We start from the raw sequence: 12,469 nt of genomic DNA, 5'->3' as shown, positions 1-12,469 counted from the left end.
GCGGTTTGTGGCGGCTATGGAATGGTGTATGATTAATTTGTTGCTTAAACATTGGTTTAAGGAGGAGATGATGTTGGCGAAACTTTTTCAGGTAGCCTTTGCCGGCCTGCTGCTGGCGGGCTGTGCGATGACGCCGCAGCAGCGTGCGGCCTATGAGGCGGCAAGGGAGCGGGAGATGAAGCAGACGGCGGTGGCGCTGGCAGCGCAGTGCGACCGGCGCACGGCTGAGCTGTTGGCTTTGCAACAGGAGGATTACTTGGGGGTGGCGGATGCCGAGAAACCTAAGTTGCAGCGTGAATACCGGCGGCGGATTGCGGAGCCGTCTTTTCAGGCTTGTTATCGGATGGCTTGGGAGAATCTGGTGTATCGGCAGCAGCTGGAAATGTTGGAGCGGCGCGAGCGGCGGCGTGAGTTGGAGTGGATGATGTATCGGCCGTATTATCCGTATTGGTGGTAGGGTGGTTTTTATCAGTTTGGTTATATTCGGTTTCCAATAGATTGTTGGGAGCCGATTTTTTATTGCTAATCATATAATTATTTTATAAGTAAATATTCATTTAATCTAATTAGAAATTGTTTGCATTTTGCTCTGCTGCAAGGATATAATCGACCGAATATGAATTTTGTAAGGAGCGGCCGGCGATGCTGATTGCTTTTTTGATTATGCTGCGCGAGGGCATCGAAGCGGCTTTGATTGTGGGCATTGTGGCCGGCTTTTTGAAGCAGGGCGGCTATCGGCATATGATGCCGAAAGTGTGGCTCGGCGTAGTGCTGGCAGCGGCAATGTGCCTGTTTGCTGGTTGGTTTATTTATAAAAAAACAGGCGAAATTCCGCAGAAGCAGCAAGAGTTTGTGGTGGGCGTGATCGGCTTGGTGGCCGTGGCGATGCTCACTTATATGGTGCTGTGGATGCAGAAGGCGGCCAAGTCGATAAAGCAGCATTTGCAGCAGTCGGTGAGCGATGCGCTCAACCGCGGCAACGGGCATGGCTGGGCGCTGGTGGGCATGGCCTTTTTGGCGGTGGCGCGCGAAGGCATGGAGAGCGTGTTTTTCCTGCTGGCGGTGTTCAACCAAAGCCCCACGGCGGCCATGCCGCTGGGTGCAGTGCTCGGGCTGGCCGCTTCGGCTGTGGTGGGCTGGCTGATTTATCAGGGTGGGGTGCGCATCAACCTGGCGCGTTTTTTCCGCTGGACGGGCGTTTTCCTGATTTTTGTGGCCGCCGGCCTCACTTCCGGCGCGTTCCGCGCACTGCATGAGGCGGGCGTATGGAATGTGTGGCAGGTGAATCCGTTTGATTGGTCTTCGCACACGCCGCTGGATTGGTCGCACGTTTTGCATGAAGACAGCCCGCTGGGCGTGCTGCTCGGCGGTTTCTTCGGCTATACCGACCACCCGGTGTTGTCTGATTTTATTCTTTATTTCGCTTATCTGATTCCCGTGTTGTTTTTGTTTTTGCGCGGCAGCAAGCCGGTTGCCGCACCTTCCCAAACCAGCTAGTTTTTTGCATCTGAAAGGTTAAATTATGAAGAAACTGAATATTACCGCCTTGGCCGTATTGGCCGCTTTCGGCTTGGCAGCCTGCCAGCCGCCGGCCGCCGAACAGCCCGCCGCACCCGCTTCCGGTGCTTCCAGTGCTTCTGCCGCTTCCGGCGCAGCCGCCACTGCCAATGCCGACGGCAGCTTCAATATTGCGGTAAACGACCACGCCTGCGACCCGATGGAGCTCACCGTGCCCAGCGGCCAGGTGGTGTTCAACATCAAAAACAACAGCACCCGCAAGCTGGAGTGGGAAATCCTCAAGGGCGTGATGGTGGTGGACGAGCGTGAAAACATCGCCCCCAGTCTGAGCGACAAAATGACCGTTACCCTGCTGCCGGGCGAATACGAAATGACCTGCGGCCTGTTGAACAACCCGCGCGGCAAACTGGTGGTAACCGACAGCGGCTTCAAAGAAGCGGCCGGTGAAGCCAATATGGAAAAACTGGCCAAACCTTTGGCCGACTATAAAGTTTACGTGCAAAACGAAGCCGCCCAGCTGGTGACCAAAACCACGGCTTTCGTAGAAGCCGTGAAGGCCGGCCGCACCGAAGATGCCAAAGCCATGTTTGCCGACGTGCGTACCCACTACGAGCGCATCGAGCCGATTGCCGAGCTGTTTAACGAGCTCGACCCCGCCATCGACTCCCGCGCCGACGACTTCAAGCTCGGCGAGAAAGACGAAGGCTTCGGCGGCTTCCACCGCATCGAACATTCTTTGTGGGCACTCAATACCACCAAGGGCATGGAGCCCGTTGCCGACAAACTCCTGGCCGACGTGCAGAAGCTGAAACAGGAAATCGACATCCTCACCTTCCCGCCGAGCAAAGTGGTGGGCGGCGCCGCCACGCTGATTGAAGAAGTGGCAGGCAGCAAGATTACCGGTGAGGAAGACCGCTACAGCCGCACCGACCTGAGCGACTTCCAAGCCAACGTAGAGGGTGCGCAGAAAATCATCGAGCTGTTCCGCCCGATGATTGCCGAGAAAGACCAAGCCCTGTTGGATAAAACCGATGCCAACTTCAAACAGGTAACCGACATCCTCGCCAAATACCGCACCGAGAAAGGCTTCCAGCCCTACGACAAACTCAGCGAAACCGACCGTAAAAACCTGCAGGCACCGATTAACGCCTTGGCCGAAGATTTGGCTAAATTGCGCGGTATTCTCGGTTTGAACTAAATGCAAGCCATCGTGTTTGATTTAGTTGGATGAAAGATTTTCAGGTAGCCTGTATTCAGCATAGAGGCTACCTGAAAATTTATAGTGGATGAAAATCGCAATGCTACGGCGTTGGCTCGCCTAGATGTACTACCTGTACGCCTTGCGGATCGCCGCCTGGTATCATTTTTATTTTAATCCACTATAATCACTCATCAAAACAGCGTATATTGCCAAACAACCCATTCCTACTCCCGGCAGGAGAAAAACATGAGTCACAACGAACACCCCCAATCCCCGTCCAAACGCAATCTCTTCAAAGGCCTCGCCGTTGGTGCTGCGGCCGCCGGGCTGGCTGCCTGCGGTTTGAATAGCAGCGGCCAAGGTGGTGAAGGCGGTACAGCACAAAACGGCGGCAGCAACGCCGAGCACCATTCCGATCAGAGCTTCCCCTTCTACGGCACACACCAAGCCGGCATTACCACGCCCCACCAACAATTCGCCATCATGGCCGCCTTCGACGTGCTGGCTAAAACTCCCAAAGAACTCGAACACCTCTTCCGCGCCATCACTGCCCGCGCCGATTTCCTCACCAAAGGCGGCGAATTGCAAGACGGCGATTCCAAACTCCCCCCGCAGGGCAGCGGCATCCTCGGCAAGGTCATCAAACCCGACGGCCTCACCATCACGCTCAGCGTGGGCAACAGCCTGTTTGACGAACGTTTCGGCCTCGCTCCGCACAAGCCCAAGCATCTGCAGGAAATGAAAGACTTCCCCAACGACAAACTGCAGAGCGAATGGTGCGACGGCGACATCAGCATCCAAATCTGCGCCTTCAGCCCCGAAACCTGCCAAAACGCCCTGCGCGACCTGATTAAAAACACCGCTCAATTTGCCGTTATCCGCTGGAGCATCGACGGCTTCCTGCCCAAGGCCGAGCCCGGTGCGCTGGCCGCCCGCAACCTGTTCGGTTTCCGCGACGGATCCGGCAATCCCGATGTATCCAAGCCCGAAACCGCCGATGCTGTAGTGTGGAGCGGCGTGGCTGAAAACAGCAAAGACGAACCGGCCTGGGCCAAAAACGGCAGCTACCAAGCTGTGCGCCTCATCCGCCATTTCGTAGAATTTTGGGATAGAACACCGTTGCAAGAACAGCAAACCATCTTTGGTCGCGAAAAATACAGCGGCGCCCCGCTGGGCATGAAAAATGAAGGCGATATTCCCAACTACGCCTCCGACCCCGAAGGTAAAACCATGCCCACCGACAGCCATATGCGGCTTGCCAATACCCGCGATCCCGAATTCATGAAACGGCATTTGCTCTACCGCCGCCCCTTCGACTATTCGCGCGGCCTCTCCAAAGCCGGCCAGCTCGATGTGGGTCTGATCTTCATTTGCTACCAGGCCAACCTCGATGATGGCTTCATCTTCGTGCAGAAACTGCTCGACTTTGAGCCTTTGGAGGAATACATCAGCCCATTTGGCGGCGGCTACTTCTTCACCCTACCCGGCGCGGAGAAGGGTGGCTACCTCGGACAGAGCCTGTTGGCCAATGTGCTGGCGTGATTGAATGTACGGATAGCTTGTCCACAAAACGATATTGGCTTGAGCCTGGCTTGCAGCGATGCAAGAAAGCGGATGAGCCGTCCATACTTCGATATAGCCACTGAATATTTGAGGCTACCTGAAAAATGAAACCCGTCTGCTTGTGCAAACGGGTTTTGTCTTGTTCAGGTAGCCTCGGCGCACCGAAGCAATGTTTCATCTAAAGCAGGCCAACTTAACTTTCGCTACAGCGTTGGTTCTTCTTGCCATACTTCTGTCTGCCTGCTGCTCACCGACTTGTATCAAAAGTTCTGTTGGCTTGCTATATCAACCGAACAGGCTACCTGAAAGTGGAAATCCGTTTTCAGGTAGCCTGTTTATTTTTAGGTAGCCTCTTTCAAAGCTTAGCCGCTTTTTTTGCGAGTGCGGGGCTTGCGTTTGGCTTTGGGCTGGACGGCCTGAGCTGGCTGGCTGCTTTTGCGGCTGCGGGTTTTCTTGGCCGGAGCAACGGGGGCTTTGGCCTTGCTTTTGGCAGCAGGTTTGCCGGCGGGAGCTTGGCTACGGGTTCTGCCTTTTGCTGTGGCAGTTTTCCCTTTGGCTGCGGGTTTTTTGCCTTTGCCGGGCAGGCTGCCGCCGCTGATGAGCATGAGGTCGATTTTGCGGGTATCCAAGTCGGCACGGGCTACCTGAACCACAACTTTGTCGCCCATGCTGAAACGCAAGCCGCTGCGTTCGCCTTCGATGCTCATGGTTTCGGCGCGATAGTTGAAGTAGTCTTCGCCCAGTTCGCTGATGTGGACGAGGCCTTCAATGTGGATGTCGTCGAGAGTAACGAACAGGCCGAAGCCGGCCATGCCGCTGACGGTGCCGCTGAATATTTCGCCCACTTTGTCTTGCATGTAGTAGGTTTTGAGCCAGTTTTCCACGTCGCGGCTGGCTTCGTCGGCACGGCGCTCGCATTGCGAGCTGTGGATGCCCAGCGCGCTCCAGTTTTCGGCGGGGTTGTAGCGGCTACCTGAAAGCACGGCTTTGATGGCACGGTGCACGAGGAGGTCGGGGTAGCGGCGGATGGGGGAGGTGAAGTGGGTGTAGGCGGGGTAGGCAAGGCCGAAGTGGCCGCTGTTATCCGGCTCGTACATGGCCTGCTGCATGGAGCGCAGGAGCATCACTTGAATCAGCTCGCGGTCGGGGCGCTCGGCAGTTTGGGCGAAAAGTGCGGCATAATCCAGCGGGGTGGGTTTGTCGCCACCGCCGAGGGTAAGGCCGAGCAGGCCGAGCTGCTCGCGCAGGGTAGCGAGCTTTTCCGGAGTGGGGCCGGAGTGGTTGCGGAATAGGGCGGGATGCTGGTGTTTCAGCAGGAATTCGGCAGCGCACACGTTGGCGGCGAGCATGCATTCTTCAATCAAGCGGTGGGCTTCGTTGCGCACCACGGGCACGATGCGTTTGATTTTGCCCTGTTTGTCGAAAATCATCTCGGTTTCGGTGGTTTCAAACTCCATCGCACCGCGCTGGTGGCGTTTTTTGAGCAGGATTTGATAGAGTTTGTAGAGGGTGTCGATGTGCGGCTTGAGCGGGTTGTCGCTGCCGTTTTGAATCCAGTCCCACACTTGGGTGTAGGTGAGGCGGGCATGGGAGCGCATCACGGCGGGGTAGAAACGGTAGGATTTAAGATTGCCGGCGTAGGTGAACACCATGTCGCACACCATGCACAACCGATCCACATCGGGATTGAGCGAGCAAATGCCGTTGGAGAGGCTTTCTGGCAGCATGGGAATCACGCGGCGTGGGAAATACACGCTGGTGGCGCGATCCAGCGCGTCGGCATCAATCGCGTCTTTGGGCTTCACATAGTGGCTCACGTCGGCAATGGCTACCACCAGGCGGAAATTGCGGCCTTGTTTTTCGGCATACACGGCATCGTCGAAATCGCGCGAGCTTTCGCCGTCTATCGTTACCAGTGGTAGGTCGCGCAGGTTTTCACGGTCTTTGAGGTCGGTTTTGCGCACGGCAGAAGGGATTTTCGCAGCGGCTTTTTCGCAGGCGGTGGAGAATTGGTGGGGTAGGTGGTGCTGGCGCACGGCAATTTCGATTTCCATGCCGCTGTCGGCATAGTTGCCCAACACTTCCACCACGCTGGCCACGGCGGGGCGGTGCGCGTCGGGGTAGGCATCGATTTGAGCCACCACCACTTGGCCGGGCTTGGCCTTGCCCACCGAATCGGGTTCGAGCAGGATGCTGTCGGGCAGGCGGCTGTCTTCGGGTGAGAGCATGGCAATACCGCGCTCTATCATGAGCCGCCCGACTACGGTTTTCTGCGCACGTTCAATCACATCGAGCACCTGGCCTTCGCGGCGGCCGCGCCGATCGGTGCCGGCCGGGCGCACGGTTACCGTGTCGCCATGCATCAGGCCGCGCATCTGGCGGGCAGGCAGCACGAAGTCGCCCTGGCCGTCGGGCGTGAGCGGTACGGCAAAACCGAAGCCGTCTTTATGTGCTTCAACGCGGCATTTCACCAGCGCGAGTTTTTCGGCAGCGCACACCATGCCGCGCCGGTTGATGAGGATTTGCCCGTCGCGCACCATCGCAGTCAGGCGGCGTTCGAAAAAGGGCATTTCGTGCTCGGCAATATCGAGCAGGATGGCTAAAGATTCGGTTTTCAGCGGCACGCCCCTGTCTTCCAGCATTTCGGTAATCCATTCGCGACTGGGCAGGGGGTGTTCGTAGCGTTGTGTTTCCCGCTGCAGATAAGGGTCTTGCAGTCGGAGCGAGGTTTTCTTCTTCATATATAAATTGACAAGTGGAAAATTGGCGCTATAATGCGCGTTTCTTGCATAAAGAGCAATGCACTTTACCGCAAAGTTCGATTAAAGCAAAGCCCAGGTGGCGGAATTGGTAGACGCGCCAGCTTCAGGTGCTGGTATCCTCACGGGTGTGGAAGTTCGAGTCTTCTCCTGGGCACCACAACTTGCTTTAATTGAAACTGAAATGGAAATTGCTCGCCCAGGTGGCGGAATTGGTAGACGCGCCAGCTTCAGGTGCTGGTATCCTCACGGGTGTGGAAGTTCGAGTCTTCTCCTGGGCACCAAAGAATCAATAATATCCCGCATGGTTTGAACCTTGCGGGATTTGTTTTGTGCGTATGGATATGAGCCAACAAGCGGAAGGCTACCTGAAAAGCGTGGGTTTTGTGGAAAATAACTCTATATCTGAGGTGAAGTATGCAACAAACCTATTTATTCCCAATCCTGTCTATTGTTTATATTATACAAGTTAATATTCATTTAATTTTAAGCTATAAAATATTCAAACAGGAAAAAGCTATTTCTGGATTTGGTGATTTTATGTTGAAATCTGCTTCACTCTATCCTTTAATGTTTAAAATATTGCTGGGTAAGAGAAATAGCTCGCCCCTTGCGAAGCTGTATAGAATTAATTTCTTTTCAGCATTGGCTATATTCGTGCTTATGCTAATGATATTTATAGTTGAATTGGTAGGGTAGGTAATTGATTGTTTATGTGTGCAATACCAAGTCTCTTTATTGGTTTTGTTATTGATGGTTCTTAAGTCATCCTTATTTCTATTTTGCAAAAGGCTACCTGAAAATATTCAGGTAGCCTTTTACTTTACAAACTACAAGCAGCAATCAGAATTTCACACCTTTGTGCAGAGCCACTATGCCGGCACTCATGTTGTGGTAGTCCACGCTGTTGAAGCCGGCGTCGAGCATCATTTGCTTGAGGGTTTCCTGGTCGGGATGCATGCGGATGGATTCGGCCAGGTATTGATAGCTGTCGGCATCTTTGGCGATGAGTTTGCCCATCAGCGGCAGGAGCTTGAAGGAATAGAGGTCGTAGGCCGGAGCAAGCGGCTTGGCTACTTTGGAAAACTCCAGCACCAAGAGTGTGCCGCCGGGCTTGAGCACGCGGTGCATTTCTTTGAGGGCAGCGTCTTTATGCGTCATGTTGCGCAGGCCGAAGGATACGGAAACGAGATCGAAATAGTTATCCGGGAAGGGCAGTTTTTCGGCATCGCATACTGCCACGGGCAGGAGCAGGCCTTCGTTGAGCAGGCGGTCGCGGCCCACGCTGAGCATGGAGGAGTTGATGTCGGTGAGCCAGACTTCGCCGTCTTTGCCCACACGTTTGGCCCAACCGCGCGAGAGGTCGCCTGTGCCGCCGGCAATGTCGAGTACTTTACCGCCTTTGGGCACGCGGGCGGTGGTGAGGGTGAAGTGTTTCCACACGCGGTGCAGGCCGCCGGACATCACGTCGTTCATGATGTCGTATTTTTTGGCGACGGAGTGGAATACTTCGGCCACTTTGGCGGCTTTTTCGCTTTCGTTTACGGTGCGGTAACCGAAATGGGTTTGCTTGTCGGTCATTATGGTGCTTTCAGGTAGCCTTTGGGCGTGTTACATCAGGTTTTGGTTGGCGGCGCAGCTTTGCAGGCCTGCCACCAGTTTTTGAAAGATTTCCTGGTTTTGGTCGTTGGGGGACAGGCCGGCGCGAATCAGGTCGCGTTTCCATTTTTCGCGGTCGGTGTATTGGGCGGAAGCGGTGTCGTAGGCGCAATGGCAGAGCTTGGAGGCTTCTGCTTGGCTCAATTGGCGTTTGAAGGCTTGCGGATCGAGTGCGCCTTTGACACAACCTTCGATAAAGCCGTCTTTGGCTTCTTGCTCGGTTACGTTGCTGGCGGCTTTATTGGCAATAAAGTCGCAGCCGGCCAGGAGCAAGAAGCTTAAGGCGATGAGGGCGGGTTTGGTGGACATAAAGTGCTTTCAGGTAGCCTGCAGAAGGGTTATAGCTGGCCTTTGGAGAAGCGGTCGATACAGGTGGTCATGGCGGCTTGGATTTTGGCTTCCAGCTCTTTGTTGTTTTGGTTCAGGCCGTAGCGGATGAGGTCTTTCTTCCACTCTTCGGAGCTGCTGTAGGTGGAGGCGGCTTGGTCGTAGGTGCAGCCGCACAGTTTGGTGGCTGCTTCGTTATTGATTGAGCCTTTGGAGGATTCGACGGCAGATTTGGCGCAGTTGGTAACGAATTCGCTGCGGGCTTTTTGGTCGTCGATTTGCCCGGCGGCGTTGTCGGCAACTTTGTCGGCAACTTTATCGCAGCCGGCCAGCAGCAAAACGGAGGCGGCGATGAGGGCGGGGAGTGTGCGGCTTAATGCGGACATTTCTTTCCTTTCGGGATAGCAAGGGTTTGTTCGGTAGGTTCGCGGGAGGCGCCGGCTTCTTCAAGGCGGCGCAGGTAATCGGGCCACATTGTAGCGTATCCGCTTGCCAATTCATACAGGTAGCCCCAGCTGTAGAGGCCGCTGTCGTGGCCGTCGGAGAAGGTGATTTTGAGGGCGTAGTTGCCGGCAGGCTGCAGGTCGGTGATGCTGATGCCGGCTTTGCCGGCTTGCAGTTTGGCCTGCCCGTGGCCATGGCCGCGCACTTCGGCGCTGGGGGAATACACGCGCAGGTATTCGGCGGGCAGGGTGTATTCGGCATCAGGGTAAACTAATACGAGGCCTTGGCGGCCGGCTTGCAGGCGGATTTGTTGCGGAGGTTGATGGAGCATGGGGTTCCTTTGCTGTGTGATAGAGGCTACCTGAAAATGGGGGTGGCGGCTAATGCGTATAGCATGGCGGTGTGGGTTTCGCCGGTGAGCTTGGAAAAGAAGTGCTCTATGGTTTGCCGGTGGCGGAAGCCGCGTTTTTCCAGCACTTTTTGTGAGGGGATGTTTTCTTGATAAGCGCCGGCCAATAGGCGGGTTAGCCTTAGTTTTTCAAAAGAATAGGCAATCATGGCTTGCAGGGCTTCGGTGGCATAGCCTTTGCCCCAGAAGCTTTCGCCCAGCCAATAGCCTATTTCGGCTTCGCCTGCGGCCAGTGGCAAATTGCTGTCGTTTGGGAAGAGGAGGCCGATGCTGCCGATGAGTTGATGGTCGGCCAGACAGATGGCGAAGGAATGGGGCTTAAACAGGATATGTTCGATAATTTCCCGGCTTTCTGCCACGCTTTTATGCGGCAGCCAGCCGCACATGACGCCTATTTTGGGATTTTGGGCTTGCGCGTAGAGCGCGGCAGCGTCGGCGAGTGTCCATGGGCGGAGGATAAGGCGGGTGGTGCGGAGGGTTTCCATTGCTTGCTTTCGGTTTGAGCGGTGCAGAAATCTGCGGCGTTCATTGTTATTACGCTGAGGCTTTGGTTTTCAGGTAGCCTCTGCGGAATTTTAGCAGATTGCCGGGCTGGGCTTGGCATTTGGCTTTTGGGCGGATTGGCGATATATTACCCTCTGCCGTGCAACCGAGCGAAGGGTGGCAAATGAGCGAGATAGAATTGTTGGCACACATCATCAAATGGCGCGACGAGCTTTCGGCCGATATTCGGGTGCTGAAAATTGATGCGGATATTTTTGTGCGCCCGCGTGCGATTAGGATTCTGCTCAGCCTGCTGCTGCGGGAAGGCTACCTGAAAAATAGCGATAACGATGAAGTGGTGCTCGAAATGGAGCTAAACCGGGCAACTTTGCAAGGCAGGGTGGATGTGAGCGATTCGCTGGGGCAGTATTATTATTTGGAAGAGAATGCAAGGATTGCGGATGAAGCCGGCCTGGCTTCATTGAGCGCTTATATTCAACAGGCCGCCGATGAATTATGCGTTGGCGGCTCATCAAAATAGGAAAAACATGATGCAAACCCAAGCCGTTATCCGACACATCAGCCGCTGGCTGGCCGATTATGCCGTGCGCGCGGGCGCGAAAGGTTTTGTGGTGGGCGTTTCCGGCGGGGTGGATTCCGCCGTGGTGTCTGCCCTGTGTGCGCACAGCGGGCTGGACGTGTTGTGCGTAGTGCTGCCCATCCGCCAACAGGCCGACCAGTTGCAGCGGGCCAACGAACACATCGCCGACTTGCAGCACCGTTTTATCAACGTGCGCAGCCAAACGCTGGATTTAACCCCCACTTTCGAGCAGTTCGAGCGCAGTGTGGCCGACACTGCTGCCGCCAATAAAAACCTGGCCATGGCCAACACCCGTTCCCGCCTGCGCATGGCCGCGCTGTATTACTACGGCCAAATCAACGGTCTGCTGGTGGCGGGCACGGGCAATAAGGTGGAAGATTTCGGCGTGGGCTTTTTCACCAAATACGGCGACGGCGGCGTGGATTTAAGCCCCATCGGCGATTTGCTCAAAACCCAGGTATACACCCTGGCCGAAGCCTTGGCGGTGCTGCCCGCCATCCGCCAAGCCGCACCTACCGACGGGCTGTGGGACGAAGAGCGCACCGACGAGCAGCAGATGGGCGCGAGCTATCCCGAGCTGGAATGGGCGATGGCGCAAAGCGAAGCCGGCCGCCGCGCAGAAGAATTTTTCGGCCGCGAGCGCGAAGTGTTCGAGATTTACCAACGCCTGCACCGTGCCACGCTGCACAAAATCCAGCCTATCCCCGTGTGCAAAATTCCCAGCGAATTATTTGATGAAAAGGAAAAATGATGATGAGAGTGCTAACCATGAACCTGCACGCCGTGCGCGCCCGTATTTGGGCTGCCGCCGAAGCGGCAGGCCGCCCCGAGCCTGAACTGATTGCGGTGAGCAAAACCTTTCCCGCCGCCGATGTTCGCCTGTTGTGCCAGAAAAGTGCGCAGCGCGATTTCGGCGAAAATTATCTGCAGGAATTTGAAGAGAAAAGCAGCGAGCTGGCCGATATTCCCGACATCTGCTGGCACATCATCGGCCATATCCAATCCAACAAAAGCCGCATTGCCGCCGAACGCGCCCATTGGGTACACACCGTCGACCGTGAAAAAATCGCCCGCCGCCTGAGCGATCAGCGGCCGGAAACTATGCCGCCGCTGCAAGTGCTGATTGAAGTGAACATTGGCGGTGAAGACGTAAAACACGGTGTGCCGCCGCAAGAGGAAACGTTGAGCGAACTGGCTTTTCAGGTAGCCTCTCTGCCCAGGCTGAAACTGCGCGGCCTGATGTGCGTGGCGCGGCTGGGCAGCAGCGAAGAAGAGTTGCGCCAGCAGTTTGGCCGCATGAACGAATTGCTGCAATTTCTGCAGGCGCAGGGGCTGGATGTGGACGTGCTCTCCATGGGCATGTCGGACGATTTGGAAACTGCCGTTGCCTGCGGCGCTACCCATGTGCGTATCGGCAGTGCTATTTTCGGGCAGCGGGATTATGGCGAATAAAGGTTTCAGGTAGCCTTTTGCTGCTAGGGGAGGCTACCTGAAAAATGTGCCGT

At 55.6% G+C, this 12,469-nt stretch carries 13 protein-coding genes and 2 tRNA genes; 9 read left to right on the top strand and 6 right to left on the bottom strand.

Annotation, left to right across the window (positions count from 1 at the left end; translation table 11 throughout):
* The first annotated feature begins 28 nt into the window (after positions 1–28).
* From CKV94_RS00610 to efeB, 4 genes are all read left to right on the top strand, one after another.
* On the top strand, positions 29–457 hold the full coding sequence (locus CKV94_RS00610; protein ID WP_050754436.1) for a hypothetical protein: 429 nt from the start codon (positions 29–31) through the stop codon (positions 455–457).
* A 185-nt stretch (positions 458–642) separates the two neighbouring features.
* Entirely contained in the window at positions 643–1,497 is an 855-nt protein-coding gene (efeU, locus tag CKV94_RS00605) for an iron uptake transporter permease EfeU (protein ID WP_003823033.1), read from the top strand.
* Between the two features lie 25 nt (positions 1,498–1,522).
* Positions 1,523–2,716 (top strand): iron uptake system protein EfeO, encoded by a 1,194-nt coding sequence (efeO, locus tag CKV94_RS00600; RefSeq protein WP_003823032.1) that lies wholly within the window; start codon positions 1,523–1,525, stop codon positions 2,714–2,716.
* A gap of 249 nt (positions 2,717–2,965) precedes the next feature.
* Positions 2,966–4,261: an iron uptake transporter deferrochelatase/peroxidase subunit gene (gene efeB, locus CKV94_RS00595; protein ID WP_035580114.1), complete on the top strand. Its 1,296-nt coding sequence runs from the start codon at positions 2,966–2,968 to the stop codon at positions 4,259–4,261.
* A 383-nt stretch (positions 4,262–4,644) separates the two neighbouring features.
* Here the strand turns inward: efeB and rnr are convergent, their stop codons facing one another.
* Positions 4,645–7,023, bottom strand: coding sequence for a ribonuclease R (gene rnr, locus CKV94_RS00590; RefSeq protein WP_003823028.1), 2,379 nt, complete (start codon positions 7,021–7,023; stop codon positions 4,645–4,647).
* Between the two features lie 91 nt (positions 7,024–7,114).
* Here rnr and CKV94_RS00585 point away from each other — a divergent pair.
* Positions 7,115–7,201, top strand: a tRNA-Leu gene (locus CKV94_RS00585).
* A 37-nt stretch (positions 7,202–7,238) separates the two neighbouring features.
* Positions 7,239–7,325 (top strand) — tRNA-Leu (locus CKV94_RS00580).
* A 559-nt stretch (positions 7,326–7,884) separates the two neighbouring features.
* Here the strand turns inward: CKV94_RS00580 and ubiE are convergent.
* The 5 genes from ubiE to CKV94_RS00550 are packed head-to-tail and all read right to left on the bottom strand — an operon-like array spanning position 7,885 to position 10,365.
* Positions 7,885–8,622, bottom strand: coding sequence for a bifunctional demethylmenaquinone methyltransferase/2-methoxy-6-polyprenyl-1,4-benzoquinol methylase UbiE (gene ubiE / locus CKV94_RS00570; protein ID WP_003823026.1), 738 nt, complete (start codon positions 8,620–8,622; stop codon positions 7,885–7,887).
* A gap of 30 nt (positions 8,623–8,652) precedes the next feature.
* On the bottom strand, positions 8,653–9,009 hold the full coding sequence (locus CKV94_RS00565; protein WP_003823025.1) for a hypothetical protein: 357 nt from the start codon (positions 9,007–9,009) through the stop codon (positions 8,653–8,655).
* A gap of 29 nt (positions 9,010–9,038) precedes the next feature.
* Positions 9,039–9,413: a hypothetical protein gene (locus CKV94_RS00560; protein ID WP_003823024.1), complete on the bottom strand. Its 375-nt coding sequence runs from the start codon at positions 9,411–9,413 to the stop codon at positions 9,039–9,041.
* The gene (locus tag CKV94_RS00555; protein ID WP_003823023.1) at positions 9,401–9,802 is read right to left on the bottom strand and encodes a gamma-butyrobetaine hydroxylase-like domain-containing protein; all 402 of its coding nucleotides are present in this window, start codon (positions 9,800–9,802) and stop codon (positions 9,401–9,403) included. The genes CKV94_RS00560 and CKV94_RS00555 overlap by 13 nt, the downstream gene beginning before the upstream one ends.
* 26 nt (positions 9,803–9,828) lie before the next feature.
* Positions 9,829–10,365, bottom strand: coding sequence for a GNAT family N-acetyltransferase (locus CKV94_RS00550; protein ID WP_003823022.1), 537 nt, complete (start codon positions 10,363–10,365; stop codon positions 9,829–9,831).
* 182 nt (positions 10,366–10,547) lie between these two features.
* Between CKV94_RS00550 and CKV94_RS00545 the strand changes: the two genes are divergently transcribed.
* Genes CKV94_RS00545 through CKV94_RS00535 form a run of 3 tightly spaced genes read left to right on the top strand, consistent with a single transcriptional unit; the run spans position 10,548 to position 12,416 of the window.
* Complete coding sequence (locus tag CKV94_RS00545; RefSeq protein WP_003823020.1) at positions 10,548–10,904, top strand: hypothetical protein; 357 nt, start codon at positions 10,548–10,550, stop codon at positions 10,902–10,904.
* Between the two features lie 10 nt (positions 10,905–10,914).
* Positions 10,915–11,715 carry an NAD(+) synthase gene (nadE, locus tag CKV94_RS00540; RefSeq protein WP_035580397.1) on the top strand — a complete coding sequence of 267 codons (801 nt, stop codon included), beginning with the start codon at positions 10,915–10,917 and terminating at the stop codon, positions 11,713–11,715.
* Positions 11,716–11,717: 2 nt separating this feature from the next.
* Positions 11,718–12,416, top strand: a complete 699-nt coding sequence (locus tag CKV94_RS00535) for a YggS family pyridoxal phosphate-dependent enzyme (RefSeq protein WP_035580394.1) — start codon at positions 11,718–11,720, stop codon at positions 12,414–12,416.
* Positions 12,417–12,469: the final 53 nt, after the last annotated feature.

This window comes from Eikenella corrodens, assembly GCF_900187105.1.
Classification (GTDB): Bacteria; Pseudomonadota; Gammaproteobacteria; order Burkholderiales; family Neisseriaceae; genus Eikenella; species Eikenella corrodens.
Note: the sequence above shows the minus strand (reverse complement) of the source record. Positions and strands in the feature narration are given on the sequence as shown.

What these genes read in the sequence shown, in the direction of transcription:
- CKV94_RS00610 (WP_050754436.1), top strand. Translation starts at nt 29, where the DNA reads ATGATTAATTTGTTGCTTAAACATTGGTTTAAGGAGGAGATGATGTTG.
- efeU (WP_003823033.1), top strand. Translation starts at nt 643, where the DNA reads ATGCTGATTGCTTTTTTGATTATGCTGCGCGAGGGCATCGAAGCGGCT.
- efeO (WP_003823032.1), top strand. Translation starts at nt 1,523, where the DNA reads ATGAAGAAACTGAATATTACCGCCTTGGCCGTATTGGCCGCTTTCGGC.
- efeB (WP_035580114.1), top strand. Translation starts at nt 2,966, where the DNA reads ATGAGTCACAACGAACACCCCCAATCCCCGTCCAAACGCAATCTCTTC.
- rnr (WP_003823028.1), bottom strand. Translation starts at nt 7,023, where the DNA reads ATGAAGAAGAAAACCTCGCTCCGACTGCAAGACCCTTATCTGCAGCGG.
- ubiE (WP_003823026.1), bottom strand. Translation starts at nt 8,622, where the DNA reads ATGACCGACAAGCAAACCCATTTCGGTTACCGCACCGTAAACGAAAGC.
- CKV94_RS00565 (WP_003823025.1), bottom strand. Translation starts at nt 9,009, where the DNA reads ATGTCCACCAAACCCGCCCTCATCGCCTTAAGCTTCTTGCTCCTGGCC.
- CKV94_RS00560 (WP_003823024.1), bottom strand. Translation starts at nt 9,413, where the DNA reads ATGTCCGCATTAAGCCGCACACTCCCCGCCCTCATCGCCGCCTCCGTT.
- CKV94_RS00555 (WP_003823023.1), bottom strand. Translation starts at nt 9,802, where the DNA reads ATGCTCCATCAACCTCCGCAACAAATCCGCCTGCAAGCCGGCCGCCAA.
- CKV94_RS00550 (WP_003823022.1), bottom strand. Translation starts at nt 10,365, where the DNA reads ATGGAAACCCTCCGCACCACCCGCCTTATCCTCCGCCCATGGACACTC.
- CKV94_RS00545 (WP_003823020.1), top strand. Translation starts at nt 10,548, where the DNA reads ATGAGCGAGATAGAATTGTTGGCACACATCATCAAATGGCGCGACGAG.
- nadE (WP_035580397.1), top strand. Translation starts at nt 10,915, where the DNA reads ATGCAAACCCAAGCCGTTATCCGACACATCAGCCGCTGGCTGGCCGAT.
- CKV94_RS00535 (WP_035580394.1), top strand. Translation starts at nt 11,718, where the DNA reads ATGAGAGTGCTAACCATGAACCTGCACGCCGTGCGCGCCCGTATTTGG.